The 27,000-nt window shown below is 57.9% G+C and carries 24 protein-coding genes and 1 tRNA gene; 19 read left to right on the top strand and 6 right to left on the bottom strand.

The window, feature by feature from the left end:
• Positions 1 to 9 precede the first annotated feature (9 nt).
• Positions 10 to 564, bottom strand: coding sequence for a tetratricopeptide repeat protein (locus tag E5Q11_RS16155; protein WP_135804481.1), 555 nt, complete (start codon positions 562 to 564; stop codon positions 10 to 12).
• Positions 561 to 2,879 carry a penicillin-binding protein 1B gene (mrcB, locus tag E5Q11_RS16150; protein ID WP_135804480.1) on the bottom strand — a complete coding sequence of 773 codons (2,319 nt, stop codon included), beginning with the start codon at positions 2,877 to 2,879 and terminating at the stop codon, positions 561 to 563. Before mrcB ends, E5Q11_RS16155 begins: the two co-directional genes overlap by 4 nt.
• A gap of 122 nt (positions 2,880 to 3,001) precedes the next feature.
• Here mrcB and E5Q11_RS16145 point away from each other — a divergent pair, with 122 nt between their 5' ends.
• Positions 3,002 to 4,579: a bifunctional aminoglycoside phosphotransferase/ATP-binding protein gene (locus E5Q11_RS16145; protein ID WP_135804479.1), complete on the top strand. Its 1,578-nt coding sequence runs from the start codon at positions 3,002 to 3,004 to the stop codon at positions 4,577 to 4,579.
• Positions 4,580 to 4,609: 30 nt separating this feature from the next.
• On the opposite strand, the gene sfsA is transcribed toward E5Q11_RS16145, so the two are convergent.
• Positions 4,610 to 5,341 carry a DNA/RNA nuclease SfsA gene (gene sfsA / locus E5Q11_RS16140; RefSeq protein WP_135804478.1) on the bottom strand — a complete coding sequence of 244 codons (732 nt, stop codon included), beginning with the start codon at positions 5,339 to 5,341 and terminating at the stop codon, positions 4,610 to 4,612.
• A 179-nt stretch (positions 5,342 to 5,520) separates the two neighbouring features.
• Between sfsA and dksA the strand changes: the two genes are divergently transcribed.
• The 10 genes from dksA to pgi all read left to right on the top strand — a co-directional run bounded on the left by dksA (position 5,521) and on the right by pgi (position 17,447).
• Positions 5,521 to 5,961, top strand: a complete 441-nt coding sequence (gene dksA / locus E5Q11_RS16135; protein ID WP_135804477.1) for an RNA polymerase-binding protein DksA — start codon at positions 5,521 to 5,523, stop codon at positions 5,959 to 5,961.
• A gap of 11 nt (positions 5,962 to 5,972) precedes the next feature.
• Positions 5,973 to 6,851, top strand: coding sequence for a tRNA glutamyl-Q(34) synthetase GluQRS (gene gluQRS, locus E5Q11_RS16130; protein WP_135804476.1), 879 nt, complete (start codon positions 5,973 to 5,975; stop codon positions 6,849 to 6,851).
• A 50-nt stretch (positions 6,852 to 6,901) separates the two neighbouring features.
• On the top strand, positions 6,902 to 7,078 hold the full coding sequence (locus E5Q11_RS17800) for a hypothetical protein (RefSeq protein WP_168215676.1): 177 nt from the start codon (positions 6,902 to 6,904) through the stop codon (positions 7,076 to 7,078).
• Complete coding sequence (locus E5Q11_RS16125) at positions 7,068 to 10,025, top strand: ATP-binding protein (protein WP_135804475.1); 2,958 nt, start codon at positions 7,068 to 7,070, stop codon at positions 10,023 to 10,025. Before E5Q11_RS17800 ends, E5Q11_RS16125 begins: the two co-directional genes overlap by 11 nt.
• A 7-nt stretch (positions 10,026 to 10,032) precedes the next feature.
• Positions 10,033 to 11,439, top strand: coding sequence for a sigma-54-dependent transcriptional regulator (locus tag E5Q11_RS16120; RefSeq protein WP_135804474.1), 1,407 nt, complete (start codon positions 10,033 to 10,035; stop codon positions 11,437 to 11,439).
• A gap of 719 nt (positions 11,440 to 12,158) precedes the next feature.
• Entirely contained in the window at positions 12,159 to 13,493 is a 1,335-nt protein-coding gene (gene pcnB, locus E5Q11_RS16110) for a polynucleotide adenylyltransferase PcnB (protein WP_225315068.1), read from the top strand.
• Between the two features lie 3 nt (positions 13,494 to 13,496).
• A complete protein-coding gene (folK, locus tag E5Q11_RS16105) occupies positions 13,497 to 14,009 on the top strand; it encodes a 2-amino-4-hydroxy-6-hydroxymethyldihydropteridine diphosphokinase (protein ID WP_135804472.1) in 513 nt (170 codons plus the stop codon).
• 94 nt (positions 14,010 to 14,103) lie between these two features.
• Positions 14,104 to 14,898, top strand: coding sequence for a 3-methyl-2-oxobutanoate hydroxymethyltransferase (gene panB, locus E5Q11_RS16100; RefSeq protein ID WP_135804471.1), 795 nt, complete (start codon positions 14,104 to 14,106; stop codon positions 14,896 to 14,898).
• The gene (panC, locus tag E5Q11_RS16095; RefSeq protein ID WP_135804470.1) at positions 14,895 to 15,743 is read left to right on the top strand and encodes a pantoate--beta-alanine ligase; all 849 of its coding nucleotides are present in this window, start codon (positions 14,895 to 14,897) and stop codon (positions 15,741 to 15,743) included. The genes panB and panC overlap by 4 nt, the downstream gene beginning before the upstream one ends.
• A 33-nt stretch (positions 15,744 to 15,776) precedes the next feature.
• On the top strand, positions 15,777 to 17,447 hold the full coding sequence (pgi, locus tag E5Q11_RS16090; protein WP_135804469.1) for a glucose-6-phosphate isomerase: 1,671 nt from the start codon (positions 15,777 to 15,779) through the stop codon (positions 17,445 to 17,447).
• Here the strand turns inward: pgi and folK (E5Q11_RS16085) are convergent.
• Entirely contained in the window at positions 17,444 to 17,956 is a 513-nt protein-coding gene (folK, locus tag E5Q11_RS16085; RefSeq protein WP_135804468.1) for a 2-amino-4-hydroxy-6-hydroxymethyldihydropteridine diphosphokinase, read from the bottom strand. The two genes, pgi and folK (E5Q11_RS16085), sit on opposite strands and share 4 nt — an antisense overlap.
• Positions 17,956 to 18,297 (bottom strand): dihydroneopterin aldolase, encoded by a 342-nt coding sequence (gene folB / locus E5Q11_RS16080; protein ID WP_135804502.1) that lies wholly within the window; start codon positions 18,295 to 18,297, stop codon positions 17,956 to 17,958. Before folB ends, folK (E5Q11_RS16085) begins: the two co-directional genes overlap by 1 nt.
• A gap of 167 nt (positions 18,298 to 18,464) precedes the next feature.
• On the opposite strand from folB, the gene plsY reads away from it, so the two are divergent.
• Complete coding sequence (gene plsY, locus E5Q11_RS16075) at positions 18,465 to 19,058, top strand: glycerol-3-phosphate 1-O-acyltransferase PlsY (RefSeq protein ID WP_135804467.1); 594 nt, start codon at positions 18,465 to 18,467, stop codon at positions 19,056 to 19,058.
• Here plsY and tsaD read toward each other — a convergent pair.
• Positions 19,055 to 20,110: a tRNA (adenosine(37)-N6)-threonylcarbamoyltransferase complex transferase subunit TsaD gene (gene tsaD, locus E5Q11_RS16070; protein WP_135804466.1), complete on the bottom strand. Its 1,056-nt coding sequence runs from the start codon at positions 20,108 to 20,110 to the stop codon at positions 19,055 to 19,057. The genes plsY and tsaD overlap by 4 nt on opposite strands.
• A gap of 203 nt (positions 20,111 to 20,313) precedes the next feature.
• On the opposite strand from tsaD, the gene rpsU reads away from it, so the two are divergent.
• From rpsU to E5Q11_RS16035, 7 genes are all read left to right on the top strand, one after another.
• The gene (gene rpsU, locus E5Q11_RS16065; protein ID WP_007153483.1) at positions 20,314 to 20,529 is read left to right on the top strand and encodes a 30S ribosomal protein S21; all 216 of its coding nucleotides are present in this window, start codon (positions 20,314 to 20,316) and stop codon (positions 20,527 to 20,529) included.
• Positions 20,530 to 20,673: 144 nt separating this feature from the next.
• On the top strand, positions 20,674 to 22,407 hold the full coding sequence (gene dnaG, locus E5Q11_RS16060) for a DNA primase (RefSeq protein WP_135804465.1): 1,734 nt from the start codon (positions 20,674 to 20,676) through the stop codon (positions 22,405 to 22,407).
• A gap of 138 nt (positions 22,408 to 22,545) precedes the next feature.
• Positions 22,546 to 24,393 carry an RNA polymerase sigma factor RpoD gene (rpoD, locus tag E5Q11_RS16055; protein WP_135804464.1) on the top strand — a complete coding sequence of 616 codons (1,848 nt, stop codon included), beginning with the start codon at positions 22,546 to 22,548 and terminating at the stop codon, positions 24,391 to 24,393.
• A 94-nt stretch (positions 24,394 to 24,487) separates the two neighbouring features.
• Positions 24,488 to 24,564: transfer RNA gene (locus E5Q11_RS16050), tRNA-Ile, on the top strand.
• A gap of 667 nt (positions 24,565 to 25,231) precedes the next feature.
• Positions 25,232 to 25,510, top strand: coding sequence for a type II toxin-antitoxin system RelE/ParE family toxin (locus E5Q11_RS16045; protein WP_011786639.1), 279 nt, complete (start codon positions 25,232 to 25,234; stop codon positions 25,508 to 25,510).
• Between the two features lie 12 nt (positions 25,511 to 25,522).
• The gene (locus E5Q11_RS16040; RefSeq protein WP_011786638.1) at positions 25,523 to 25,837 is read left to right on the top strand and encodes a HigA family addiction module antitoxin; all 315 of its coding nucleotides are present in this window, start codon (positions 25,523 to 25,525) and stop codon (positions 25,835 to 25,837) included.
• Positions 25,838 to 26,427: 590 nt separating this feature from the next.
• Positions 26,428 to 26,805, top strand: coding sequence for a hypothetical protein (locus E5Q11_RS16035; protein WP_135804463.1), 378 nt, complete (start codon positions 26,428 to 26,430; stop codon positions 26,803 to 26,805).
• Positions 26,806 to 27,000: the final 195 nt, after the last annotated feature.

Raw genomic sequence — 27,000 nt, 5'->3', positions numbered from 1 at the left:
GTTTTTTAGTTAAAGGGCCCCTGCTCTGGCCTCCGCCTGATCCGCCCCCGCCACATTGCCACGAGCCCGACGAATATCCGCCATCAAGAGCCAGCCGTTTCGTTGCAGTAACGAATCGCTACCAGCCAATGAAAGGCCTTTAAGTGCAAACTGCTCGGCGGCACCCAGCTGATTCAGCGCAACGTAGGCCTCTGCCAATCCGAAATAGACTTCCGCTGAACGCGGCGCAATGCGCTGGGCCCGCTCCAACTGGCTGACGGCCCCCTGGGCGTCGCCGGCCGCCAGCAGGCTTTCTGCCTGGCCGATCAGCCCTCGCGCAGCTGCTGGCAACTCATCACCCTCATCCTGGTAACTGGGGGATCTGCGTTCGGTATCGGGCTGTTCACTTTTACGTTCTACCCTGGGCTCATCCGCACCCGGGTCAATCCGGGGCGGTTCTGGCGCGGTGGTGTCATCGGTTTCTGCCGGCACATAGATCGAGCCGCCGCCGGGACCGGTTGCACAGGCCGAGAGGGCAGCGGCCAGTGCGATGATGGTGAACTTCTGTATCAGCTTTGAGGTCATTCGAATAATCCTTCAAACCAGCCCCGTACGCGGCTTTGTATACTGCCGCCGCAAGAGGCCTCAATGTCGGGCTCGCTGCCCACGATAAAAGGCATGAAACGCGCGTTTTCACAACCCTGCTCAGTGATGGCGGCCTGTTCTGAATTCACCCAGTGATAGGCCACTCCGTCCGGTACCACCGGCGAGAAGCCATGTTGCGGTACCCGGCTCATAAAACGGGCCCAGACCGGGAGCGCCCCGGTCGCACCAGTGAGTGGGGTCGGGCCGTTATCATCCCGGCCTACCCAGGTCACCGCCAGCAGGTCACCGCTGAAACCGGCAAACCAGGAGTCCCGCCCATCGTCGGTAGTTCCGGTTTTGCCCGCCAGCGTCAGCTCGTCCGGCACAGTGCGGTAAACCGAACGCCCGGTGCCCTCCTGCATGGCTTCCTGCATCGCATACTGGACCAGGTGCACAGAGGCCGAGTCCGCGACCTGATCGACCTTGAGGCTGTAACGGCTCAGTGCTTGGCCATCGGAATCCGTGACCTGTCTGATGGTTCGCAGCGGTGTATTAAACCCGGAGGTTGCCAGGCCCTGATAGATCTGCGCCACCGTAACCGGCGTCATTGATACCGAGCCAAGCAGCATGGAGGGGTAATCAGAAATACCGTCAGACACGCCGAAATTCTGCAGGGTGGTCTTGACTGCATCAATGCCCACGTCCAGTCCCACCCTGACCGCCGGCAGGTTGTAAGACCTGGACAGCGCCAGGTGCAGAGGCACTTCGCCGCGCTCTTCACCATCGTAGTTTTTCGGCTCCCAACGGCGCCCGTCATCAAACACCAGCGAGAAGGATTTGTCTTCAACCGGGGTAACCAGTGTGTACTCGTCCGGGTTCTGCAGAGCGGTCAAATAGATGAAGGGTTTCACCAGCGAACCGATAGGCCGCCTGGCATCCACCGCCCGATTGAACCCGGCGAATTGCGGGTCCCGGCCGCCGACCAGTGCCAACACTTCACCGCTGTCACGGGAGGTCACCACCATGGCAGACTCCAGCACGCCTTCAGAGCGCCCATCCATAGACTTGAGGGTGTCGGTGACCGCGAATTCAGCGGCGTACTGAATGGCCGGGTTCAGGGTGGTAAAGATCCGCAAACCTTCGCTTTGCAGGTCTTCCTGACGATAGTCCCGGGCGAGGTGACGGCGCACCAGGTCAATATAGGCCGGATACCGGTTCTCTGAATAGGATGGCTTGCTGGCCACGCCCAGTGGCTGACCCTGGGCACGGGAGGCCTCCTGCTCGCTGATCAGGCCGCTGTCTGCCATGACGCCTAGCACCAGATTGCGCCTGGATCTCGCCCGCTCGGGGTGCCGGCGCGGGTTATAATAGGACGGGCCTTTTACAAGCCCTACCAGCATGGCTATCTGATGGCTGTCCAGGTCGGCTATGGACTCGCCAAAGTAGAACTGGCTTGCCAGCCCGAAACCGTGAATGGCCCGGGTTCCGGCCTGACCGACATAAACCTCGTTAATATAGGTTTCAAGAATGTCGTCTTTTTCGTAGTGCAGTTCCAGCAGCAGCGACATCAGGGCTTCGTTGCCCTTTCGTAGCAGCGTCTGATCCCGGGTCAGGAAGAAGTTCTTGACCAGCTGCTGGGTCAGGGTGCTGCCGCCCTGCACGATACCCCCGGCCCGGATGTTGGCCAGCATGGCCCGGGCTATCGACATGGGCGCAATACCAAAGTGATCGTAGAACTGCCGGTCTTCAACCGCCATCAGGGTGTTACGGAAAAGTTCCGGCACTTCGTCCAGCTCGACCAGCACCCGGTCCTCTTTATGGGCCGGATAAATACCGCCAATCTGGGCAGGTTCCAGGCGCACGATGGGGGACGTCGGGCCGTCTACCACACTGAACTGCTGCACCCGGTCACCGAAAACACTCAGTGACAGCCGACGACGGGGCTCCTCACCGTCGGAAAACCGGAAACCGCGGGTGTGAATCTCGAACTGCCCGCCGCTGCGTCGGTAACTGCCAGCGGCAGCCGCGCTTCCGGAACGATAGCCCGCCAGCTCCAGCTCCCGCTGCAAGGCACTGGCGCTGACACTGGCCCCATCATAAAGCTCAAGCGGGCGGGCATAGACCCGGGACGGCACTTCAAAGCGCCGCCCTTCGAAGCGGGAGGTTACCACGGCATCCAGATACACCATCCAACCGGCCAGTAGTACCAGCCCGATCAGTGAAACCCGGAGAAACAGACGCCAGAACCAGGGTTGTTTCTTGCCCTTGGGGGACCGCTTTTTCGGGCTTTTCTTTTGAGGAGCAGATTTTTTCATGGCGGGATTATACCGAAACCGCCCTGCCATACCGCAACGCATCCATGTGTCATTTGTGTAACCTGACCGTTATGATGTTTCCTTTGAATTCTGACAATACCTGATAATGCCTGGAGAGAAACGTGACCGATGCACCATCCAATGACCTGATCAAGGCCTTGCAGAACCCTGAACTCTACGACCATCCGGTGCAGAATTTTCAGGTTCTGGAAACTCACATCTCCTGGGTTGTTCTCACCGGTGATTTCGCATACAAGATCAAGAAACCGATGGATTTCGGCTTTCTGAACTTCTCTACCCTGGATCGTCGCAAGCATTTCTGCGAAGAAGAACTGCGTCTGAACAAGCGCCTGGCCGATTCTCTCTATCTTGACGTTCTGCCCATCACAGGCTCGGCGGATTCACCAACACTCGGTGGCAGTGGCGAGCCGTTTGAATACGCCATTCGAATGCGCCAGTTCGACCAGGACGAACTGTTCGACAAGCAACAGGAACGTGGCCAACTCAAGCCTGAGCAACTGACCAGCCTGGCCCGCCAGGTCGCAGAATTCCACGAGACCCTGCCCCCGGTTGCTGACGGTAAACCCCTGGGCACACCAGAGGCGGTTTTTGCCGGCATGCAGGAAAATTTCGACCAGATTCGCCCGATGATCGACGACAAGTCCCTGCTGGACCAGCTTGATAACCTGGAAGCCTGGACCCGCGCCACCTTCGAGCGCGTCCAGCCATTGATCGCGCAGCGCCACGCCGACGGTTTTGTGCGCGAGTGCCATGGCGATCTGCATCTGGCGAACATCACCGTTTACCAGGGTGACGTAACGGTCTTCGACTGCATCGAATTCAGTGAGCCCTTCCGCTGGATTGACGTCATCAACGATCTGGCCTTCCTGCTGATGGACCTGGAATCACGTGGTGAAAACCGCCTGGCCAATCTGGTGCTGAATCACTATCTGGAATACCGCGGCGATTTTCAGGCGCTGCCGCTGCTGACCCTGTACAAGGCCTATCGCGCCATGGTTCGCGGCAAAATCGCACTCTTCACTATGGGGAATCCATCGCTCAACGACGCAGATAAAGCCGATCTGATGCAGCGTTACCGGGACTACGCCCAGTTGGCCGAAGATTACAGCAGCTTCCCCAACCCCTACCTGCTGGCCACCACAGGACTGTCCGCCAGCGGCAAATCGGTGATCAGCAAGGACATGGCCGCTGAGCTGGGGCTGATCCGGCTGCGCTCTGACGTCGAGCGCAAGCGCCTGTTTGGCCTGGGGCCGCTGGAGAGCAGCAAATCAGGCATTGGAAAGGACCTTTACACCGAGGAAGCCAACCAGCGGACTTACCAACGGCTTGCTGACCTTTCAAAAGAGCTTTTGCTGGCAGGTATGCCGGTGATTGTCGATGCTGCCTGCCTGAAACAGGCGGAGCGCGACCTGCTGACCGATGTGGCGGAAAATCTTGGCCTGCCCTTCGCACTCATTCACTGCGAGGCACCGGAAGAAAGCCGCCGCCAATGGATCCGTACGCGGGACGGCGATGCATCCGAAGCGACTGAAGAGCTTCTGGAAACCCAGGCGGGCTGGTTCGAGCCACTGACGGACCAGGAGAAAACCCACACCGTCCACCTTTACACCGATCAGGATCATCTGGCCGAAGCCGTTGCGGACCGTATCCGTCAGCATTTCGGCATGCCCAGCGCCTGACCAGCCTTCCCTTGCCAGGCCTGATCGCTATCAGGCCTGGAGGCTGACAGGCACCGGCCCCACCAGCGAGAGATCACCATCCGGCTCTCCCTTGTTAACAAGTCCTGACCGGTAAGCAAGCACTTCCACACCCGCCGCCCCGGCTTCGCGCAACAGCTTGCCGTAGGCCGGGTCAATGTGGTCGGCCGGCTTCACAAGTTCAATGCCGGTATGGTTAACCACAAACAGCAGTACCGCGCGGTCACCCGCCTCGACCTGGGCAATCAGTTCCCGCAAGTGTTTCTGCCCACGGGTGCTCACCGCGTCAGGAAAATAGCCCAGCCCCTGATCGTCACACAGGGTGACGTTCTTCACCTCAACCCAGGCGTCTGGCAGGGATTCGTGCCCGGACAGATGTAAATCTATCCGGCTTTTTTCGCTGCCATACTTCACTTCCGGCCGACAGACCGGATAACCACTCAGCTCGGTTACCACGCCCTGTTCAATCGCTTCTCTGGCCTGGGCATTGGGGCGCGCGGTATTAACGCAGGCCCAAACGCCCGCTGACGTTTCCACCAGCTCCCAGGTATATTTCAGTTTGCGCTTGGGGTTATCGCTGACACTCAGCACCACCCGGGCGTTATCAGGCTGGCAGCCCAACATGGAGCCGGTATTCGGGCAATGGGCCGTCACTTCACTGCCATCCGGCAAAATGACATCGGCAAGAAAGCGCTTATAGCGCCGGATCAGTCGACCTTCGGTCACCGGGCCTGGTATCTTCATCTATGTCTCCGTACAAAAGTCGTTGCGACAAGGCTGGCACCCCCGTGACTAATCTGCTATTTTCCGCAAATTCCCGTTTCAGGACGAACGCTTCATCCAGGGTAAAACCGCTTAGCCACGGGGCTTGTGCGGTGGGAAGCAGAACGTTCTTGTGAAGTACTAACAAGAGGCCGGGTTCAATGGCAAAGACCGCTGACCAACCACGCGAACGCATTACCAGCTTCACCCCTTACGAAATGAAGAAGGGTGAAGACTACATGAGTGCGGAAATGCTCGAGCACTTCAAGGGCCTGCTGATGCAGTGGAAGCAGGAACTCATGGAAGAAGTCGACCGCACCATGCACCACATGCAGGAAGATGCGGCAAATTACGCCGATCCCAGCGACCGCGCAACCCAGGAAGAAGAGTTCAGCCTGGAACTGCGCACCCGGGACCGTGAGCGTAAGCTGATCAAGAAGATCGATCAGACCATCGACCGCATCGACAAAGACGACTACGGTTTCTGCGACCAGTGCGGCGTTGAAATCGGTATTCGCCGGCTTGAAGCTCGCCCGACGGCGACGCTCTGTATCGATTGTAAAACCCTCGCAGAGATCCGCGAGCGCCAGACCGGCATCTGATCGGTCGGCATTTGAACAGCTCTGACCGGAAATACAGGGGGCGGTTTGCCCCCTCGCCCACTGGCCCCCTGCATTTCGGCTCCCTGGTGACCGCGTTGGCCAGCTACCTTGAAGCCCGCGCCCATGGCGGGAACTGGCTGGTGCGGATCGAGGATCTGGATCCTCTGCGGGAATCCCCGGAAGCCACCGAACAGATTCTGGCCAGCCTGACCGCCCACGGCCTTGAATCCGATGAACCCGTGCGGTTCCAGTCCCACTGTCACGATCGTTACCAACACATCGTTGACCACTTCATAAAGCAGGGATTCGCCTACCGTTGCATCTGCTCCCGCAAGGAGCTCCAGGCCAACAGGGGCCGACATCCCCACAAATGCCGTGACACTGCGATTGATGTAGGCGACCAACCTTTTGCCGTTCGATTTGCCCTGGAAGACGAACACAGCGTCTGGCAAGACCAATTGCTCGGCCCTCAACACCAGCAGGTGTGCGCTGAAGTCGATGACCCGGTCATCCGGCGCAAGGAGGGCTTCTATGCCTATCAACTGGCTGTGGTGGCAGATGACATCGACCAGCAGATCACCCACGTGGTTCGCGGTTCAGACCTGCTGGACATGACTGCCCAGCAGTGCCAGATATACCGGGCACTTGGCGGCACCATTCCGGCCTGGCTCCATATCCCGGTGATTCTGAACGATCAGGGCCAGAAGCTGAGCAAGCAGAACCTGGCGCCGGCTCTGGACGACACCCTGGCTGCTGACAATCTGCTGGAAGCACTGGCCGCTTTGGCGCAGGACCTTTCTGGCCTGAGCGCGCGCGACTCCGTGGCGAATATTCTGCAAACCGCCGCCGACCGCTGGAAGCCAGCACGGATTCACCTGACATCCCGCTGAACCCCGTGTTATAAACTGACCTTCACACGGCAGTGGGGATACCTTTTCCGATGTATATCTACCGTCTGGTCTTTCTTCTGGTACTGGCCATTTATATCTTTTCGCCAAATATTCTGGATTGGTGGACCTCACCAGGAAATGCCTGGTACAGCCCTTACGTTATCTGGGCGGGGCTGATTGCCATGGGCTTCTGGCTGGAATGGCGGCGGGACCCGAATGAGTTTTAGTGCCTCTGGCCTGCTTGCGGCCAGCTTCCTCTACCTGCTGCTGCTTTTCGGCATCGCCTGGATCACCGAAAGGGGCATGCTGCCGCGCAGCTGGGTACGCCATCCCCTTGTCTACACCCTCAGCCTGGGCGTCTATGCAGGTATCTGGGCAGTTTATGCCTCGGTAGGCGCGGCGGCGGAGTATGGCTATGGTTTTCTGGCCTACTATCTGGGCATCAGTGGCGCTTTTCTGCTGGCACCGGTACTGCTGAATCCGATTCTTCGTATTGGCCGAGCCTATCAGTTGACCTCCCTGGCGGACCTTTTTGCCTACCGTTACCGCAGCCAGTGGGCGGGCACGCTGGTCACCCTCTGTTCCGGCGCGGCAATCCTGTCGCTGCTGAGCATGCAGATCAAAGCGGTGACAACTTCCGCAAGCCTGCTGGCACCCAACACCTCACCGGTTCTGATCAGCGTGTGTTTCAGCCTGATTGTGGTGTTGTTTGCCACGCTTTTCGGCGCCCGACGTGATCAGGGCTCCGACAGCCATCAGGGGCTGGTGGTGGCCATCGCCTTCGATTCGCTGGTCAAACTGGTGTCCCTGCTGGTCCTGGGCGGCGTGATTCTGTTCAGTGTCTTCGACGGCATGTCTGGCCTGGAAAACTGGCTTGCCGACCAGACCCGCCCGGAAACCGCCATGGCACTGCGGATTGACGATGGCAGCTGGCGGGCGCTGATGCTGATGTCTTTTGCCGGCGCCCTGGTGCTGCCCCATATGTACCATATGACTTTTGGTGAGAACCCGTCGCCCAAAGCCCTCGCAAAGGCGAGCTGGGGCCTGCCGCTCTATTTGTTGCTGCTGGGCCTGCCGGTACCTCTGATTCTCTGGGGTGGCCAGGCGCTGTCCGCCAGCACCGACCCCAGCTTCTTCGCCATTGGGGTATCCCAGGCTATTGAAAATCCGGCGTTGACCCTGCTGGTTTATATTGCCGGCCTGTCTGCCGCCAGCGGCCTGATGATTGTGGGCACGCTTGCCCTGGCCGGCATGGTACTCAACCACATGGTTCTGCCGCTTCGCACCCCCAGGGACCAGGGCGACATATACCGATGGCTGCGTTGGGTGAAGCGCCTGTTGATTGCCATCACCATTCTCACCGCCCTGTTGTTTCACGAGACTCTGGGCAAACATCTGGACCTGTCCATACTGGGTATCATTTCGCTGTCGGGCATGCTTCAGTTGTTGCCGGGCGCGCTGGGCGTCATCTACTGGCCCGAAGGCAACCGCCGAGGCCTGAACGCCGGCCTTTGTGCTGGCCTGATCATATGGGCGCTGACCCTGGTGTTACCCTTCTCTCACACCGCCAATGTTCTGGCTCTGCTGGACGCGCCCCTGGTGCCGGACCGCAGCAACCTGCATATCTTCATTTTCATCAGCCTGACGGTGAATATTTCGCTCTTTGCCCTGGTATCGGTGCTCAGCGCCAGTTCCCGAGAAGAATCCAGTGCCGCAGAAGCCTGTTCTGTTGGCGCGCTTTCACGGCCACAGCGCCGGGAACTGCTGGCCTCGTCCTCGGAAGATTTTGTGCTGCAGCTTGCGGCGCCTCTGGGCATGGGCGTGGCAAGGCGTGAAATTGACCGGGCGCTGCAACAACTGAAATTACCCAGCGTCGAATATCGACCCTACCAGCTGCGTCGCCTGCGGGACCGGGTGGAAGCGAACCTGTCGGGCCTGCTTGGCCCGGCCGTGGCCCGGGACCTGGTAAAGCGCAACCTTGGCTTCAAGCCAATGGCCGGTGGCGGCACCGGGCAGGACATCCGTTACGTTGAACGGGCACTGGGCGACTACGAAAACCGACTGACCGGCCTGGCGGGAGAACTGGACAATCTGCGCCGCCACTACCGCCAGACCCTGCACAATCTGCCGATTCCTGCGTGCTCCATGGGTGACGACGGCGAAATCCTGATGTGGAACAACGCCATGGAGGATTTGACCGGCATTACCGCGGACGACGTGGTGGGGGCAAAGCTGCTGGCGCTGCCAGAGCACTGGCATCTGCTGCTGGATGATTTTAATTCCGGGGAAGACCTGCACCGTTACAAGCACCGGCTTGATCTTGGCGGGCGCCCTCACTGGCTGAACCTGCACAAAGCCGCCCTGGCCGGGCCCGATCATCCCGAGGGTGGCAGCATCATCCTGGTGGAAGACCAGACCGAGACCCGCCTGCTGGAAGACGAGCTGATGCACAGTGAGCGACTGGCTTCCGTGGGTCGATTGGCTGCGGGCGTCGCCCACGAGATCGGCAACCCGGTGACCGGGATTTCGTCTCTGGCCCAGAACCTGAAACTGGAAACCGAAGACCCGGACATTCTGTCCACCGCAGACCAGATCCAGCAGCAGACCCGGCGGATCTCTACCATCCTGCAGTCGCTGATGAACTTTGCCCGCACCGGCAATCACGCCCACGCCAACCGCTACGAGCCGGTGCTGATCCGCCGCTGCGTGGACGAATCCATCAACCTGCTGTCACTCAGCGACAAGGGCCTGGGTATCCGGTACCTGAATGACTGCCCGGACGGGCTGATGGTGCTGGGAGACGAACAGCGGCTGGTTCAGGTCTTCATTAACCTGTTGGCCAACGCCCGGGATGCCTCGCCCGATGGTGGCGAAGTGCGAATCAGTGGAAAGCATGACGGCTACTCCGCTATGATCGAGGTCACTGACGAGGGGTCCGGCATTCCGCCACAGCAACTGGACCATATCTTCGAGCCCTTCTACACCACCAAAGCGCCCAACCAGGGAACCGGCCTGGGACTGTCACTGGTCTACAGCATCGTAGAAGAGCACTACGGCAACATTCAGGTGGACAGCCCACTTCACGCTGACCGTGGCGGCACCGCCGTGCGGATCAGGCTGCCGGCCTACGAGCCGGAATCGGCAGCCTCCACCAGCCAGAACCAAAGGTCATAGAACGGTTATGCCCCGAATCCTGATTGTAGAAGATGAAGAGATCATTCGTTCAGCCTTGCGCAAGCTTCTGACCCATGCCGGTTATACCGTTGAAGACGCCGGCTCGGTCGAAGAGGCGACCGAACGGCACGAACCCGACACCTTCGACCTGATCATCTCGGACCTTCGCCTGCCCGGCGCACCGGGCACTGAGCTTATCCGCCGGGCACCGGACACCCCGGTTCTGATCATGACCAGCTACGCCAGCCTGCGCTCGGCCGTGGATTCCATGAAAATGGGTGCCGTTGAATACATCGCCAAGCCGTTTGATCACGATGAAATGCTGGAAGCAGTTGAAACCATACTGGCACGGCAGAACCACACCACCCGCTCGGCGGACACCGCCGTCACACCCGAAGAGCAGGCCCGGACCGATAGTGACCCGGCCAGCCTGATGTTCGGCAACTGCGATGCCATGCAGAAAGTGTTTACCCTGATCCGCAAAGTGGCGCCAACCGAGACCACAGTACTGATTCAGGGCGAATCCGGCACGGGTAAGGAACTGGCCGCAAGAGCACTTCACCTGATGAGCCCACGGGCTTCTAACCCGCTGATCTCAGTGAACTGCGCTGCCATTCCCGAGAGCCTGATTGAATCCGAGTTATTCGGCCATGAGAAAGGGTCATTTACCGGCGCGGTATCGGCGCGCACCGGACTGATTGAAGCCGCCGACGGCGGCAGTCTGTTTCTGGACGAGATTGGAGAATTACCAGCGGAGGCCCAGGCGCGCCTGCTGCGGGTACTTCAGGAAGGCGAGATCCGCAAGGTGGGCTCAACCCAGAGCCGCCAGGTTGACGTGCGGATGATTGCCGCCACCCACCGCAACCTGAAAGCCATGACCCGCACCGGTGAATTTCGCGAGGACCTTTACTATCGCCTGAACGTCATGCAGATCCGCATTCCGCCCCTGCGTGAACGCCAGCCGGACATTCTTGGCCTGGCCCAGAATTTTCTCCGCCGGCAGGGCAGCAAGATGAACAAGCCTTCGCTTAATCTTACCCCTGAGGCCATGCGAGTGCTGGAACGCCACCGTTGGCCCGGTAACGTTCGCGAGCTGGAAAACGCCATCGAGCGCGCCACCATTCTCTGCGACAACGACCTGATCACACCGGCACTGCTGGACCTGGAAGACGGCGTTGACGAGGTCAGAATTCCCGAGACTCTGGTGGACGGCAATCATGAACAGGCCCAGACACAGGAAACTGACACGTCCAGCGACCTGTCACTGGAAGACTATTTCCAGCATTTTGTCCTGGAAAACCAGGACCGCATGAGCGAAACGGAACTGGCCCAGAAACTTGGCATCAGCCGCAAATCACTGTGGGAACGTCGGCAGCGCCTGGGCATACCCCGAAAGAAAAATTCCTCGAACTAATTAACGAACCGGGCGGTGGTGAGACTCGGAACCCCCGCACATCCAAAGTGTGAACGGCTGCTCATTTGTTACCGGGTGTTCCTCAAGGTAACACTTGCTTTCAGCAAACTGCGGAATGAGTAACACCTTTGTCATAGGGGCAATCCCCTACAAAGGTTGCCAAAGACTAACTCGCTGTTAATGAACACATTTCTAAAACTGGCACACGCCCTGCACTCTTTAGAGCGCACTAAAACAAAAACAACAATGATCAAGCAGCGTCAAAACAAGAACAAAAAGCTGCAGTAAGACGTTCAGTAACAAAAACAAAAACAGAACGTGTGCGAACTGAGTGTTTTGGGTACTTTGCTTTTTAGTGGTCCCCCGGCACGAGCGAGTTGTAGATGTAGAGAAGAATCGTTTTCCAGACGGCGCTGCATGTACCTGAATGACCCGCTCCAAGCCTCTGTCCACTCTGTGTATTCAAAGCTTTCCGTTTGCGTAGTATCGTCTCCAACTTGGGGACAGCGATGGGGCAAAAAAACCAAGAAAAATCCCGACAAAAAACAACAACAATGCAGATCGTCAACGCTTTGAGGGCGGGCTTGTGAAAACAGGTCCGCCTTTTGATTATCTCCCTCCTCCTCCAAACGTGTTCAAATCCTGTCCAAACCGGTAAACTCTCGCTTTTGCTTCAGCGCATTCAACGGAATTCAATGTTTAATAATATCATCGACAGAATGTCCTCCCTGTTTTCAAGCACGGCAGGCAAACAAACAGCGGCGTATCAGCGGCGGGATATTCCGCGGGATCAGCACAACGTGTCCCGCTCGGCCATCAGCGAACCGGCAAAAAAGGTGCTCAGCCGCCTCAATAACGCCGGGTACGAGGCCTATCTGGTGGGCGGCGGTGTGCGCGACATTCTTCTGGGTGGACAGCCGAAGGATTTCGACATTGCCACCAGTGCAACGCCAGAACAGGTGCACGAGCTGTTTCGTAACTCCCGCCTGATCGGCCGCCGTTTCCGCATTGTGCATGTGCTCTTCGGGCGCGAGGTGATCGAGGTCACCACTTTCCGTGGTAATGCGGCCGATGCGGACGTCGAAGAAGATGACGACGATCGCCGCACCAGCGAGCACGGCCTGCTGCTTCGCGACAACGTCTACGGGTCTATGGAAGAAGACGCCCTGCGCAGGGATTTCACCGTTAACGCCCTGTATTACTGCATCCGCGACTTCACTGTGGTCGATTTTGCCGATGGCATGAAGGACCTCAAGAACCGACAGATGCGCCTGATTGGCGACCCGGAGACCCGTTACCGTGAAGACCCGGTGCGGATGCTGCGGGCGATCCGCTTTGCAGCGAAGCTCGGCTTCACCATTGAACGTGAAACCGAGGAGCCCATCCGCAAACTGGCACCACTGCTGACCCATATCCCACCGGCAAGGCTGTTCGAGGAGGTACTCAAACTGTTTTCCGCCGGCTACGGCGAAGCGACCTATAAACTGCTCAGTGACTATGACCTGCTGGCACCTCTGTTTCCGGAAACCGCCGCCGCCATCGCCAATGGCGAAAGTGACGAGCTGATCCGACGGGCGCTGCAGAACACCGATAAGCGCATCGCCCAGGGCAAGTCTGTCACACCCTATTTTCTGTTTGCCGCGATGCTCTGGCCGGCACTGCAAGCTGACTGGCGTAAACGGCAGGATAACGGCGAGCCGCCGCTGCCCGCCCTGCACCAGGCCATTGGCCGGGTTATAGGCCAGCAGGTACAGGCGACATCCATACCGAAACGTTTCTCAGGGCCGATGAAGGAAATCTGGGAGCTGCAGGTTCGACTACCACGCCGGCAGGGCAAGCGTTCTTTCGTGACGCTATCCCACCCCAGATTCCGCGCTGCCTATGACTTCCTGCTGGTGCGCGAAGACGCCGGTGAAATTGAACCGGGGCTGGGACAGTGGTGGACAGAGTTCCAGGAACTCGATGAAAAGGGCCAGGAACGCATGCTGACCGAACTCGGCAGCGCTGCCCCCAAGAAACGCCGCCGTAAAAAGCCTGCCGCCAGGAAGGACTGATTTGTGGCAGCAGTGGATGCGTTTATCGGCCTGGGCAGCAATCTTGCGGACCCCTCGGTGCAGCTTGCGCAGGCAGTGATCGCGTTGGCCGGCTTGCCGGAAACCGAACTGGTGGCGCAGTCGCCTTTTTACCGAAGCCGACCCGTAGGCCCTCAGGATCAACCGGATTTCATTAACGGCGCCGCCTGGCTGCGCACGGGTCTGGCCCCACTGACTCTGCTGGACCATCTTCAGGCCATTGAACAGGCTCATGGTCGCGAACGAGTTCAACACTGGGGACCGCGCACTCTGGACCTCGACCTGCTGATCTATGGCAACGAAGCCATTTCCGGCACCCGGCTGACCGTCCCCCACCCGGAACTGCCCAACCGGGATTTTGTTCTTCAGCCGCTGCTCGACCTGGAACCGTCACTGGCGCTGCCCGATGGGACCTTTATCGCCGACCTGCGGCTACTCTGCCCGGACAATCAGTTGCAGAAACTGGACCCGATTCCCAGAAACCCCTTCACGGGTTAGTCTCCGGGCGGGCAGTGAGGCCCGCCAGCTATTGCCTCTGACCCACCCCCGGATTACCCTTAACAGGCCCATCCACCGACAAGGCAAGGATTTTATGGCCGTTACCATCAATACCCTTCGCGAATATAAACAGAAGGGCGAGGCGTTTTCAGCGCTCACCTCCTACGACTCTACCTTCGCCCAGATCGTCAGCGAAGCTGGTGTAGACGTGATTCTGATCGGCGACTCTCTGGGCATGGTTCTGCAGGGCCACGACAGCACACTGCCAGTCACCATGGATCAGATGGTGTATCACGTTTCGTCAGTGGTGAAAGGCAACCGGGGCTCGCTCATTATGGCCGATATGCCGTTCATGACTTACGGCACGGTCGACGCGGCCCTCGAGAATGCAGCAGAGCTGATGCGCGCGGGCGCCCACATGGTCAAGCTGGAAGGCACCGCCTGGATGAAAGACACCATTCATGCCCTGAGCGAGCGTGGCGTGCCGGTATGCGCCCACCTGGGTCTGACACCGCAATTCGTCAACAAGTTTGGCGGCTACAAGGTTCAGGGCCGGGACGAAAAACACGCCGAACTGATGATTGAGCACGCCTGCGAGCTGGTGGCAGCCGGGGCAGACGTCATTCTTCTGGAATGTGTACCGGCTCCCCTGGCCGCGCGCATCACCCAGGCCGTTCAGGCGCCGGTTATCGGCATAGGCGCCGGCGCGGATACCGATGGCCAGGTTCTCGTAGTCCACGACATGCTTGGCATCACCACCGGCCGTAAACCCCGATTCGTCAAAAACTTCCTGGCAGAATCCGACTCCGTTCAGGGCGCCATCGAGGCCTACGTGAACGCCGTACGCAACCGCACTTTCCCGGCCGAGGAGCATACGTTTAAAGCATGAGAACCGTACACACGCTTAAAGAACTCCGGACCATGCTTCGTGGCTATCGCCAGAAGGGGAAGCGCATTGCGCTGGTACCCACCATGGGCAACCTGCACGAAGGACATATTTCTCTGGTCAGACGCGCCAGTGAGACGGCTGAGATTGTCGTGACCAGCATATTCGTCAACCCGATGCAGTTTGGCGCAACTGAAGACCTGGACAGCTATCCCCGTACCCTGCAGGAAGATCAGGACGCTCTGGACAAGGCGGGCAGCACTCTGGTGTTCACCCCTTCCAACAGTGAAATCTATCCCGAAGGCCTGGCCCGACAGACCCGGGTAGTGGTTCCGGAAGTCAGCGAAGGCCATTGCGGCGCAAGCCGACCCGGGCATTTCGAAGGTGTGGCTACGGTGGTCACCATGCTGTTCAACATGGTGCAGCCCGACGTTGCCGTGTTCGGCGAGAAGGATTTCCAGCAGTTGGCGGTCATCCGCAAGCTGACCCGCGACCTGATGCTACCGGTGGAAATCGTTGGTGCCCCGACCATTCGGGAGAAAGACGGTCTGGCCAAAAGTTCGCGCAATGGCTATCTGTCAAAGTCCGAGAGGGCCAAGGCGCCAGTGATCTACAGCACACTGCAGGCGGCCGTTGAAAAAATCCGCCAGGGGCGGACCGACTTCAAGACTATTGAAGCCGAAGCCAGCCAGGCCCTGAACGATGCCGGCCTTCGCCCTGATTATTTCAACATCGCCAATAGCGTGACCCTGAAACCTGCAACGCCTGACGATGCCGACATAACCGTTCTGGCCGCCGCGTTTCTGGGCACTACCCGATTGATTGATAACCTCTCGGTTGCGCGATAGCTCAATCGAGCATCCGTTAAAAGGAAATCCAGCATGCCTGAAGGATCAGCTTCACTGACCAGCCGCCAGCAATGGCAGGCACTGGCCCGTCACCAGAAGGATCTGGAGAACACCCAGATGCGGGAGCTGTTCCGGAAGGATCCGGAGCGGGCAAGCCGGTTTTTCATCACCGGTGGCGGGCTTTCCCTGGACTATTCACGTAACCGGGCAACCGATGAGACGTTTGGCAAGCTGACGGCACTGGCCCGCGCCTGCGGCGTTCCGGAGCGCATTGAAGCCATGTTCCGCGGCGAGGCCATCAACATCACCGAAAAGCGGCCCGCGCTTCACGTGGCGCTTCGCGATCCGGGCCGGGAACCCGTTCTTGTGGGCGGGGAAGACATTACCCCCGAGGTCAGACACACGCTTGACCGGATGGAAGCGTTTGTACAGGACATCCTGAACAGGCGCCGCACCGGGCGAACCGGCAAAGTCTTCACCGACGTCGTCAGCATCGGTATTGGCGGCTCTTTTCTTGGCCCCAAACTGGTGTCCGAAGCGCTCAAACCCTACTGGCATGAGCAGCTTCAACCACACTACGTGGCCAACATCGACGGCACCCACATTGCCGAGGTGCTCAGGCGGGTCAATCCGGAAACCACTCTGTTCCTGATCCAGTCCAAATCCTTCGGAACCCAGGAAACCCTGGAGAACAGCAAGATCGCCCGGGACTGGTTTCTGGACAACGGCGGTGCGCACGCGGACATAGAAAAACACTTTGTGGCAGTGACTGCCAATACCCCCGAAGCCATCAGCTTTGGCATGGCGGAAGACAATATCTTCCCGATGTGGGGCTGGGTTGGCGGGCGCTATTCACTCTGGTCAGCCATTGGCCTGCCCGTCGCCCTGACCATCGGCATGGCGAACTTCCGGGCCCTGCTCCAGGGCGCCCATGAAATGGACAACCACTTCCGCAACACCCCCCTGGAGCAGAACCTGCCGGTTGTCATGGCCATGCTGGGCATCTGGTACAGCAATTTCTGGGGCGCGGAAACCCACGCAATCCTGCCCTACGATCACTACCTGCGCAGTCTGCCGGCTCACCTTCAGCAACTGGACATGGAAAGCAACGGTAAGCGGGTAACCCAGCAGGGCGAACCGCTGACCTATCACAGCGGGCCGGTTATCTGGGGCGGCGTTGGCGCCAACGGCCAGCATGCCTTCCACCAGCTTTTGCACCAGGGCACGAGGCTGATTCCAGCAGATTTCATTATTCCCCTGAAAAGCCATAACCCGGTCGCCAGCCACCACGCTACGCTGTTTGCCAACTGCCTGAGCCAGTCCCGGGCACTGATGGCCGGAAAAACCCTGCAGGAAGCCACAGAAGAATTGCAAAAAGAAGGTCTTTCCGCGGCGGATGTAGAATTCTTGGCTCCGCACAAAGTCATACCCGGCAACAAACCCAGTAATACCCTGCTGATGGACAAGGCGACACCGGAGACCGTGGGGGCGCTGATTGCCCTGTACGAGCACCGCACCTTTGTCCAGGGCATCATCTGGGACGTGGATTCGTTCGATCAGTGGGGCGTAGAACTGGGAAAACAGCTGGGCAAAGGCATTCTGGACCGCCTGACGGGCGAAACCGGCGAAGCAACCGGCGCCAGCGACAGCTCCACAGACAACCTGATCCGGCTGTTCCGCAATCAGTCAGAAACCGGCCTTTAAAACGCCCGGGAGATCAGCCTGTTCTGCCAGGTAAAATCGATTGGCCATAACTTCTGATCCCGGTTGTAGGATTGCCAGAGCCCGGAATAGGTGATGCCGCAGACCGGATGACGCTCGTCCGGTGCAATGTCGGCCAGCGGCTTCAGTACAAAGGCATTCTTCAGAATCTCGCCCCGCGGCAGCTCAACGCCGTCTACCTGCCCCACATGGTCATCGTAGGTCAGGATATCCAGGTCCAGGGTCCGCCCGCTGAATTTCGGCACATCCCGACGACGGCCGTTATCCGCCTCCAGCTGTTTGAACCGCAGAGAAAGCTCCTGCACTGTCAGCGTGGTATCCACGCCCACCACCAGATTCAGAAAAGGCTCACCGTCAAAGCCCACGGCTTCACTTTCGTAGACCGGGGACAGTGTCAGTTCGCCAAACCAGCCATGAAGCGCATCCAGGGCCGCGCGCACGCTTTTCTCGCGTTCGATGTTGCTACCGATACTGATATGAACCCTGGCCATCAACGAACACCCCGCTCAATTGAAACACCCACCGACCTGGCCGATGGAACAGCCCCGGGCTTGCGAATCACCAGGCGCAGCCAGCGCACTCCGAACTTTTTCTGCAACAGGTCGGATACACCTTCGGCCGCCGTTTCCAGAAGCTGCGGCTGGGTTTCTGACAGGTAGCGGGTAATGCTTTCGCTGACCGCTGCGTAGTCCAGGGCATCCGCGACATCGTCAGAGCCAGCCGGCACCCGGTTATCCCAGGCCATTTCCAGATCAATCAACAGGCACTGGCTGACTTCCCGTTCCCAGTCATACACTCCGATGACGGTTTCAACGGCAAGTCCTTCGATCATCACGCTATCTGTCACGGGTATGCTCCTGCCACTGACACGGTCTCAGCGGGCTTCGACTCTAGACTGATTGAATAACGTACAGGCACGGGATACTCTGAATTCATACTTGCGACACCTGCCCGGGCGCCGCATTTTCTCACAAACCACCCTGATACGTCTTTGCCACCATGACCTATATCAGCGATCCGGTGCTGACTGTACTTCTTTGCCTCCTGGCTTACCTGGCCGGGTCGGTCCTATTTGCACTACCAGTGTGCCGGGCCTGGCACCTGCCGGACCCCAGGGCGCAGGGCTCTGGCAACCCGGGAGCAACCAACGTATACCGCACCGGCGGTTGGGTACCGGCCCTGCTGACGCTGGCTCTGGATGCGGCAAAAGGCGGTTTTCCGGTGTGGCTGGCCAGCCTGGCCGACCTGTCCATTTTCGCCCAGGCCATGGTGGCACTCTGTGCAGTGACCGGGCATATGATCCCGGTGTTCTATCGCTTCAAAGGCGGGAAAGGCGTGGCCACGGCTCTGGGAGCCGGGCTGGCACTGGCACCACTGACCACGTTGCTGCTTTGCGCCATCTGGGCAATAGTGATGTGGCGCTGGCGCATTTCGGCGCTGGCGTCCATTGTGGCTATTGTGAGCGGGCCACTGCTGAGCGCCTTTCTGGAACCGGACACCCTGCCCCTGTTCGGGCTACTGGCCCTGCTGATTGTGGTCCGGCACCGCAACAACCTGATCCGCATGGCCCAGGGCCGGGAGCCGGGCTTCTAGTCGACCAGACCGTTGGAACGAACTTCTGACACCGGCGGCAGGGTGTTCATCGGCCATCGGGGCACCGACACAATCCGGTCACCATCCTGCTGGCCGGCCAGCAAACGCTGACAACCGGCGTAGGCAATCATGGCACCGTTATCGGTACAGAATTCCGGCCTGGCATAAAACACTTTTGCCTGTTTCCTGTCGGTCATGGCTTCCAGTCCAGCCCGCAGCCGCTTGTTGGCGCTGACACCGCCGGCAATCACCAGGCGCTTGCTGTGGGTCTGCTCCAGGGCCCGACGGCATTTGATGACCAGGGTATCCACTACCGCTGCTTCAAACGCCAGAGCAATATCCGCACGGGTCTGGTCATCGAGCTCGCCCGCCTTTTCGGCAGCCGTAACCGTGTTCAGGGTAAACGTCTTCAATCCACTGAAACTGAAATCCAGCCCGGGCCGATCCGTCATCGGGCGCGGAAACTTGTAGCGACCGGGGGTTCCTTTCTCCGCCAGAGCTGCTACCCGGGGCCCACCGGGGTAATCCAGGCCAAGCATTTTTGCGGTTTTGTCAAAAGCCTCTCCGGCGGCATCATCCACGGATTCACCCAGCATTTCATATTCCCCAATGCCTTTAACCAGCACCAGCTGGGTATGACCACCGGACACCAGCAATGCGACGAATGGAAAGGCGGGCGGTTCCGGCTCCAGCATGGGTGCCAGCAGGTGGCCTTCCATATGATGAACGCCGAGCACCGGCACGCCCAGAGCGAAAGCCAGCGAATGCGCCACCGCGCCGCCGACCATCAGGGCGCCGATCAGCCCCGGACCGGCGGTGTAGGCAATGCCCTCAATCTGGCTGCGGGTTTTGCCGGCGTCCGCCAGCACCTGATCACACAGCGGCAGCAGCTTGCGAACGTGATCGCGGGACGCCAGTTCCGGCACCACGCCGCCGTAATCCGCGTGCATATCAATCTGGCTGAACAGGGCGTGGGCCAACAGGCCCTTTTCGCTGTCGTACAGGGCAACGCCGGTTTCATCACAGGAAGTTTCAATACCGAGAATGAGCATAAAAAGGCCAACTCGCCGAGCGGGATTTATCGAAGTCGGCATTTTAACAGAAAGTCGAAACCGCCCGTCAGTTTCATGGAACAAACATTGACCTTACCCGCCTGCTAGCGCTATCATTGCCGCCCTTAATTGAGCACTGGTCATGTTTTAGCCAACTGACCGATCAAAACCGAAATCGAATCAATCAGGTAGGTGATTTCCGAATGCCAGCTGTCAAAGTGAAAGAGAATGAACCATTTGACGTAGCCCTTCGTCGCTTCAAGCGCTCTTGCGAAAAAGCAGGCGTACTTTCAGAAGTTCGTCGTCGCGAGCACTATGAGAAGCCGACAGCCGTGCGCAAGCGCAAGGCCGCTGCTGCTGTTAAGCGTCATCTCAAGAAGCTTCAGCGTGAACAGCGTAAGTTCGAGCGTCTGTACTAAGCTATACCGGACGCTGCTCTGCAAGTAACTGCCGTTACCGGCGTTGCCGTGTGATGGGCAACTTAAATGCCGCCGAGGCCTGGCTTCGGCGGCATTTTTGGCTGTACTCGCAGGACCGGCCTTGAACAAGGCCCCGGAGACAACATGAGTGGACTGATCCCGCAACGCTTTGTGGAAGACCTGCTGCAACGGATTGATCTGGCCGAGCTGATCGGGTCCAGGGTCACTCTGAAAAAGGCCGGTGGCAACTACAAGGCCCGCTGCCCCTTCCATGACGAGAAAACGCCGTCATTCAATGTCAGGCCCGATAAAGGCTTTTATCACTGCTTCGGCTGCGGCGCCCATGGCGATGCCATCAGCTTCGTTCGTGAGTTTGACGGCCTGGGGTTTACGGACGCGGTAGAAGAACTGGCCAGGCGTGCAGGGCTGGAAGTGCCCTACGATGAAAACGCCAAGCAGGAAATGAAACAGGCGAAAACCCTGACGGATGCGCTGGATTACGCCAGCAACTTCTATCACGGGGCTCTCAAGGGCCAGCAGGGAGAGTTTGCCAGGGATTACCTGCAACAGCGTGGGCTGGATCAGGACATCATCAACCAGTACAAGCTGGGGTTTGCACCGGGCACCGGCACGGCGCTTTATGACAGCGCCGGCAAAGATATTCAGGGCCCACTGATCGAGACCGGCACCGTGTCTGACCGATACGGGCGCCCAAGGGATCTGTTCCGGAACCGGGTAATGTTTCCCATCCGCAACAGCCGGGGCCGCACCATTGCCTTTGGCGGCCGGACCCTGGGGGACGACAAGGCAAAATACATCAACTCACCGGAGTCGGATGTATTCCATAAAAGCCGGGAAATCTACGGCCTTTATGAAGCCAAGCAGGCACTGAAACAGGTGGACCGCCTGCTGGTGGTTGAAGGCTACATGGACGTGATTGCGCTGGCGCAAAACGGCATTCATTTTGCCGTTGCCACCCTGGGCACAGCCACCAATCAGGACAGTCTGTCCGCGCTGCTCAAGCAGGCGCGGCATATAATTTTCTGTTTTGACGGTGATTCGGCAGGTTTCAGGGCCGCCGACCGCGCCCTCGACAATGCGCTGGAACTGCTGGCCGACGGCATGCATCTGCAGTTCCTGATGCTGCCAGACGGCGAAGACCCGGACACCCTGGTGCGACAGGAGGGCCCGGATGCATTCAAGGAACGCATCGACAGCGCGACGCCGCTTTCGCGTTACCTGTTTAACCGGCAGAGCGAAGGGCTGGACCTGGCACTGCCGGAAGATCGGGGCGAACTGAAGGCCCGGGTAGAGCCACTGCTGAAAAAAATGCCCCGCAGTACTTTGCGGGACGCGATGTGGCACGAAATGCTGCGATTGTGCCGCAACCAGAGTACCTGGCAGAGCCAGCGCCAGTGGGGCGGCAAAGGCAGTGGTAAATGGGGCGAACAACGCACCCAGGAAGAACGGATTGATGTCCGGCTGAGCAAGGACACGCAGCTTTGCCTGGCATTGCTGGAAGCGCCAGACATGGCGCGGGAAATCGATGAGCTGTGCAGCAGCAGCCGGGAATACCGGCAGGCCGGGCAGTTTGCAGCATGGATTCTTGAACAGGGCGTAACCGACCGCAAAGCGCTGGTCGGGCGCCTGGCGACAGACACTGGCGCCAGAACCCGTTTTTACGGGCTGTTTGACGGTATTGAGCACGTACCCGCCAGAGAACAGACCCTGGCCGGTGCCCGGGAACTACTCAATCCCAATCAGGAAGTGGCCCGCAAACAGAGACTGGCAGCGCTGCTGTCAGAAAAACGGAATCTGTCAGATCTGAGCGAAGAAGAGCGCCGGGAACTGAAAGCACTGAGCGGGCAGAACGATTGAGGCAGTAGGGGTAAAACCGTACCGCACTTGAAACTTAAAAGTTGATCACCATCTAACCATCCGGTGGCAGAGCAACTGGGCGACAGCTATAATGGCTGTTTAACTTTTTTCCTTCTATAAGCGAGTTCACAGGTGTCTATGTCAGGCAATTCGCAAAAATCACGTCTCAAAGACCTCATTGCACGAGGCAAGGAACAAGGTTACCTGACTTACGCCGAGGTAAATGACCACCTCCCGGAAGACATTGCAGACCCGGATCAGGTCGAAGACATCATTCGCATGATCAACGACATGGGCATCCAGGTTGCAGAGGTAGCGCCAGACGCCGACACACTGCTGATGACCGACGGCGATTCCACCGCCGATGAAGCCGCAGCCGCCGAAGCCGCTGCCGCCCTCGCCGCTGTCGAATCCGATGCTGGCCGCACCACCGACCCGGTTCGCATGTACATGCGTGAAATGGGCACGGTAGAGCTGCTGACCCGCGAAGGCGAAATCGTCATTGCCAAGCGCATCGAAGAAGGCATCCGCGACGTGATGGCTGCGGTTGCCCACTTCCCCGGCATCACCGGCACCGTTATCCAGGCCTACGACCGGATCATCGAGAACGAAGGCCGCATCAGCGACATCGTCACCGGTTTCCTCGACCCGGACGGAGCAGAGCCCTTCATGGAGGAAGATACCTCCAATGATGCTTCCAATAACTCAGACGACTCGTCCGATGGCGACGATGACGACGACAGCGAAGAAGAAACCGAGAGCGGTCCGGATCCGGAAGAAACCCGCCTGCGCTTCGAGCTGCTGAAAGAAAAGCGTGCAGCCGCCGACGCAGCGCTGGAAAAACACGGCCGTGGCCACAAGAAAACCCAGGAAGCTCTGAACGAGCTCGGCCAGGTATTCGCGCCCTTCAAGCTGGGTAATAAAGCGTTTGACGAGCTGGTCAAAGTGGTTCGCTCAACCAACGATTTGGTTCGCGAGAACGAACGCGCGATCATGAAAATCTGCGTTCGCGAGTGCAAGATGCCGCGCAAGGATTTCATCAAGGCCTTCCCGGGCAACGAAGTGAATCTGGAATGGGCGGAAAAGCTCACCAAGAGCAAGAAAGCCTACGCCCCACTGATCGCCGAACGCATTGACGAAGTGGTCCGCCTGCAGAAGCGCATCCAGAACATCCAGACCGAAGTGGATCTGGACGTTGTCGACATCAAAGAGATCAACCGTCGCGTGTCCATCGGCGAAGCCAAGGCCCGTCGCGCCAAGAAAGAAATGGTGGAAGCTAACCTGCGCCTGGTTATCTCCATCGCCAAGAAGTACACCAACCGCGGCCTGCAGTTCCTGGACCTGATACAGGAAGGCAACATCGGCCTGATGAAGGCCGTCGACAAGTTCGAATATCGCCGTGGTTACAAGTTCTCGACCTACGCCACCTGGTGGATTCGTCAGGCCATCACCCGCTCCATCGCGGACCAGGCCCGGACCATCCGTATCCCGGTGCACATGATCGAGACCATCAACAAGCTCAACCGCATCTCCCGTCAGATGCTTCAGGAAATGGGCCGCGAGCCCACCCCTGAAGAACTGGGCGAGCGCATGGAAATGCCGGAAGACAAAATCCGCAAGGTACTGAAGATCGCCAAAGAGCCGATCTCCATGGAAACCCCTATTGGCGACGACGAAGACAGTCACCTGGGCGATTTCATCGAGGATATCCAGGCTCTGTCACCGGTCGATTCCGCTACCGCCGAAGGCCTGCGCGAAGCCACACGCTCCGTGCTCTCTGGTCTGACTGCCAGGGAATCCAAGGTACTGCGCATGCGGTTCGGTATCGAAATGAACACCGACCACACCCTGGAAGAAGTGGGCAAGCAGTTCGACGTCACCCGCGAACGAATCCGCCAGATCGAAGCCAAGGCCCTGCGCAAACTGCGCCACCCTTCCCGCTCCGACCACCTGCGCGGCTTCATTGACGACCAGGGCAACGGTTAACAAACACCTGCCGCAACAGTAGCGGGCGCCTACCCTCACGGGTATAATGGCGCCCGCTTTCCTGCTCCCGCCTGGGAGCGGAACCCGTTAAAAAGGGCCTATAGCTCAGTTGGTTAGAGCAGGGGACTCATAATCCCTTGGTCGGTGGTTCGAGTCCACCTGGGCCCACCATCCTTGCACCCTGTTTTCGAAAAGCTGTGGTCGTGAAACCATAATTTGGCCGGAATGGCCACATTATGGTGATCTAACCCGGGAGTTTTGGCCGCTCTTATCCATCTTTTCCGGTACATCGGTTGCTGCTAAACAGAAGCGGACCTTTTGTCCTCACGAATTCTGCGGTTACCGCGGACAGATCTCTGAAGATGCTTGATTTTGGCCTGCATGACCTGCCCCCGGTATTTAATCCAACTGCTCCTTAGTAATGTCCGTTACTGAAACCGTGCGCTACCATTTTCGGTGCGGATTTCCGGAGCACTTCGACCCTGACGGACCTTTTTATACAGTGGGCTCTGCTGACTATCGAATAAATTGTACAGAGCTTTGAAACTGCCAAGTTTGCCAGAGAACGGTCTCCTACACTCAGTAATCAATCGCTATGGTAGCGTCTCTCGTAAAATCAGACTGCCAGGCTTTGCTTGGTAAGTTTGGTTTGTTTTTTCCTGGCCCGCTTTCTCGGGCCTTTTTATATGGTTCGCAAGTGCGACCGGATGATGCGTTTTCGTGGTAAACTGCAGCACTCCCGCCAAGTGTTTTCTCGATTCAGAAAGTTATAAAAAATGTTCTTATATAACTAAATCGTATTTCACGTTTAACGTGCAACGTTATAAGGTGGGTAACCATGATCAAGAGCTTTAAGTGCAAGCACACAGAGGAGCTTGTAAAAACAGGTAAGACTCGGCGTTTCAATGCAATCCAGCGAACGGCCGAGCGTAAGTTACAGCAGCTGCTAAGCGCTGAAGCTCTTAAAGATTTAAAGTCTCCGCCCGGGAATAGACTTGAGCCGCTCTCTGGAGACAGAGAGGGGCAACACAGCATCCGGATCAATGACCAGTGGCGATTGTGTTTCCGCTGGACAGATGAAGGGGCGGAAGACGTGGAGATTGTTGATTACCACTAAGGAGGTCGCGCAATGGTTACTGTAGGTATGCGCCCTATCCATCCAGGAGAGATTTTACTTGAGGATTACCTTGAGCCTCTTGGCATGAGTGTGAATGCGCTTTCAAAAGAACTTTATGTTCCTGCACAGCGCCTGAACGAGATTGTTCGCGAGCGTCGTGGTGTGACCGCGGATACGGCCATGCGTTTGGCTCGTTACTTTGGGACTACTGAGCAGTTTTGGCTCAATTTGCAGACCGATTATGACCTGCGTCGTGTCCGCGCGGAGAAATCCGATCAAATCAAGAAGCTCATCAAGCCTCGAAAGTCTGATCATGAGGCGGCCTGAGCTCAGCCCGTCACCTGGTTAGTACACCAACACTTTGATCGCGATCACCTGAGCGCGCCCTTCGGGGCGTGCTTCTCCGGGCTCGCTATTCGCTCATCCCGCTTTGCGAGACGGCCTTGTGCATCCCTCGCACTTCCTTCCTCCGAATGGTAAAGGATTCCCGCTAAACGATCTGGTTACACCCGTTGCTACAAAGAACATGGTTCGCTTTGCGACCAAACCAAGCTCCCCACGCTCTTAAACAAAAGCGAACATTCGAGTCAGGGCTTTCCGCCAGAGCCTCCAAACTAATCACAGCGCTTTCATCCAATAGATTGACGGAGCAAATTGCAGGCGTTGAATGATTACATAGCAGAGATGGCTATGCTCGGCTAAGCTATTGTTTTATCAATCCACGTGCAGCGTGATTGATGGTTCAAAGTCAGTAATAATGACGCAGTCAAATTTCTGCACTGATGAAGCGCACTGCCTAGTCGCTTTAAACATAGGTATTTATGGACGCGAGTTTGATAATTTCAGGCCTAGCCCTTGTGGCTTCGGCTTATAGCATTTATGAGACTCGCCGAAATAACAGGCTAGGACAGTCTCCCGTGATCGTTGGGCATGAAAATGAGGGTCCAACTGGATACTCTTTTTCGATAACGAACAAGGGAAACGGCCCGGCGTATTTTAAAAAAGTTCAATATTTTTTGAACTTACAGCCAATTGAGGACAAACCTTTTGGGGAATCGGTCAAGGAGATGCTCAACAAGAACGACATCCGCCATAGTTCCTCAATCACCAACCTGGGTCAGCACGGTGTTATGGCGGCAGGCGAAGAAATCACATTAGCGAAAATCGCGTTCTTGCTAGAAGACTCTGAGAAGTTCCAAAGCCTAGATCATGAGTTTGCAGTGCGAATAATTTACAGCTCCTTACACGGCGATGAGCACGTATGGTGTAGTGATAGTCGCCTGGAAAATCTTTAATTAGTCGGACTGGTTTGTCAGGTTTCGCGCAACAAACCGGCCGCTGCGCATGGCATTACGCGACATCAAGCGTTCTTAGTACACTTGGTCCGTGCAACCATCGGACGGGACGTGGAACCACTCGCATGACGTCGTCATCGAACTAGTCTTGAAAGACTTTCCCCGACTAGCGAAACAATGGAAAATTTGGTGAAT

Origin of the sequence: Marinobacter confluentis (genome assembly GCF_004785685.1) — a bacterium.
Lineage (GTDB): Bacteria > Pseudomonadota > Gammaproteobacteria > Pseudomonadales > Oleiphilaceae > Marinobacter > Marinobacter confluentis.
This window is presented reverse-complemented; position numbering and strand designations above follow the sequence as displayed.

Excerpts from the sequence above, each read along its gene's own strand:
- E5Q11_RS16155 (WP_135804481.1), bottom strand. The coding sequence starts at position 564 with ATGACCTCAAAGCTGATACAGAAGTTCACCATCATCGCACTGGCCGCT.
- mrcB (WP_135804480.1), bottom strand. The coding sequence starts at position 2,879 with ATGAAAAAATCTGCTCCTCAAAAGAAAAGCCCGAAAAAGCGGTCCCCC.
- sfsA (WP_135804478.1), bottom strand. The coding sequence starts at position 5,341 with ATGAAGATACCAGGCCCGGTGACCGAAGGTCGACTGATCCGGCGCTAT.
- dksA (WP_135804477.1), top strand. The coding sequence starts at position 5,521 with ATGGCAAAGACCGCTGACCAACCACGCGAACGCATTACCAGCTTCACC.
- E5Q11_RS17800 (WP_168215676.1), top strand. The coding sequence starts at position 6,902 with ATGTATATCTACCGTCTGGTCTTTCTTCTGGTACTGGCCATTTATATC.
- E5Q11_RS16125 (WP_135804475.1), top strand. The coding sequence starts at position 7,068 with ATGAGTTTTAGTGCCTCTGGCCTGCTTGCGGCCAGCTTCCTCTACCTG.
- E5Q11_RS16120 (WP_135804474.1), top strand. The coding sequence starts at position 10,033 with ATGCCCCGAATCCTGATTGTAGAAGATGAAGAGATCATTCGTTCAGCC.
- pcnB (WP_225315068.1), top strand. The coding sequence starts at position 12,159 with ATGTCCTCCCTGTTTTCAAGCACGGCAGGCAAACAAACAGCGGCGTAT.
- panB (WP_135804471.1), top strand. The coding sequence starts at position 14,104 with ATGGCCGTTACCATCAATACCCTTCGCGAATATAAACAGAAGGGCGAG.
- panC (WP_135804470.1), top strand. The coding sequence starts at position 14,895 with ATGAGAACCGTACACACGCTTAAAGAACTCCGGACCATGCTTCGTGGC.
- pgi (WP_135804469.1), top strand. The coding sequence starts at position 15,777 with ATGCCTGAAGGATCAGCTTCACTGACCAGCCGCCAGCAATGGCAGGCA.
- folK (WP_135804468.1), bottom strand. The coding sequence starts at position 17,956 with ATGGCCAGGGTTCATATCAGTATCGGTAGCAACATCGAACGCGAGAAA.
- folB (WP_135804502.1), bottom strand. The coding sequence starts at position 18,297 with ATGATCGAAGGACTTGCCGTTGAAACCGTCATCGGAGTGTATGACTGG.
- plsY (WP_135804467.1), top strand. The coding sequence starts at position 18,465 with ATGACCTATATCAGCGATCCGGTGCTGACTGTACTTCTTTGCCTCCTG.
- tsaD (WP_135804466.1), bottom strand. The coding sequence starts at position 20,110 with ATGCTCATTCTCGGTATTGAAACTTCCTGTGATGAAACCGGCGTTGCC.
- rpsU (WP_007153483.1), top strand. The coding sequence starts at position 20,314 with ATGCCAGCTGTCAAAGTGAAAGAGAATGAACCATTTGACGTAGCCCTT.
- dnaG (WP_135804465.1), top strand. The coding sequence starts at position 20,674 with ATGAGTGGACTGATCCCGCAACGCTTTGTGGAAGACCTGCTGCAACGG.
- rpoD (WP_135804464.1), top strand. The coding sequence starts at position 22,546 with ATGTCAGGCAATTCGCAAAAATCACGTCTCAAAGACCTCATTGCACGA.
- E5Q11_RS16045 (WP_011786639.1), top strand. The coding sequence starts at position 25,232 with ATGATCAAGAGCTTTAAGTGCAAGCACACAGAGGAGCTTGTAAAAACA.
- E5Q11_RS16040 (WP_011786638.1), top strand. The coding sequence starts at position 25,523 with ATGGTTACTGTAGGTATGCGCCCTATCCATCCAGGAGAGATTTTACTT.